The organism is Pseudomonas sp. P7758, from assembly GCF_013386485.1.
Taxonomy (GTDB): domain Bacteria; phylum Pseudomonadota; class Gammaproteobacteria; order Pseudomonadales; family Pseudomonadaceae; genus Aquipseudomonas.
Window position 1 is genome coordinate 1 of sequence record NZ_JACARS010000243.1, and the last position, 775, is coordinate 775.

The 775-nt window shown below is 67.2% G+C and carries 1 protein-coding gene and 1 pseudogene; both read left to right on the top strand.

Annotation, left to right across the window (positions count from 1 at the left end; genetic code table 11):
- A pseudogene (locus HX873_RS31175) lies at positions 1-86 on the top strand (cbb3-type cytochrome oxidase assembly protein CcoS); the annotation flags it as partial.
- Positions 79-762, top strand: coding sequence for a sulfite exporter TauE/SafE family protein (locus tag HX873_RS31180; protein ID WP_177123811.1), 684 nt, complete (start codon positions 79-81; stop codon positions 760-762). The pseudogene HX873_RS31175 and the gene HX873_RS31180, both read left to right, overlap by 8 nt.
- Positions 763-775: the final 13 nt, after the last annotated feature.

Below are 775 nucleotides of genomic sequence, written 5' to 3' on the forward strand. Positions count from 1 at the left end.
ACCAGGACCCGAACCACCTGGCGGCCGTCGATGAAGCCAACGGCCCTGAACAACCGCCCAAGCCGAAAGATCCGCCCCATGCTTGAACTGGCGCCCCTGCTGGTCTCGGCGGTGATCCTCGGCCTGCTGGGCGGCGGCCATTGCCTGGGTATGTGTGGCGGCCTGATGGGCGCGCTGACCCTGGCGATTCCCAAGGAGCAACGCAGTCGGCGCTTTCGCCTGCTGCTGGCCTACAACCTGGGGCGCATCCTCAGCTACTCCACCGCCGGCTTGCTGATCGGCCTGGCCGGCTGGGCCGTGGCCAACAGTCCGGCAGCGATGTTCATGCGCATCCTCGCCGGGCTGTTGCTGATCTGCATGGGCTTGTACCTGGCTGGCTGGTGGAGCGGCCTGACCCGTATCGAAAGCCTCGGGCGCGGCCTGTGGCGCCATATCCAGCCGGTTGCCAACCGTTTGCTGCCGGTGTCCAGCCTGCCCCGGGCGTTGCTGCTGGGTGCGCTCTGGGGCTGGTTGCCGTGCGGGTTGGTCTACAGCACGTTGCTGTGGGCGGCCAGCCAGGGCAATGCGCTGGACAGTGCGGTGCTGATGCTCGCGTTTGGCCTTGGCACCTGGCCGGTACTGCTGGCCACGGGCTTAGCCGCTGATCGAGTCACCGCGTTATTGCGCAAACGCAGCGTGCGGATGGCCGGTGGCCTGCTGGTCATGCTGTTCGGCATCTGGACCTTGCCCGGGCCGCACCAGCACTGGCTGATGGGCCACTAGATCGCCATGTGGC

Bases quoted from the DNA above. Each gene is read 5' to 3' on its own strand.
- HX873_RS31180 (WP_177123811.1), top strand. From the start codon at position 79: ATGCTTGAACTGGCGCCCCTGCTGGTCTCGGCGGTGATCCTCGGCCTG.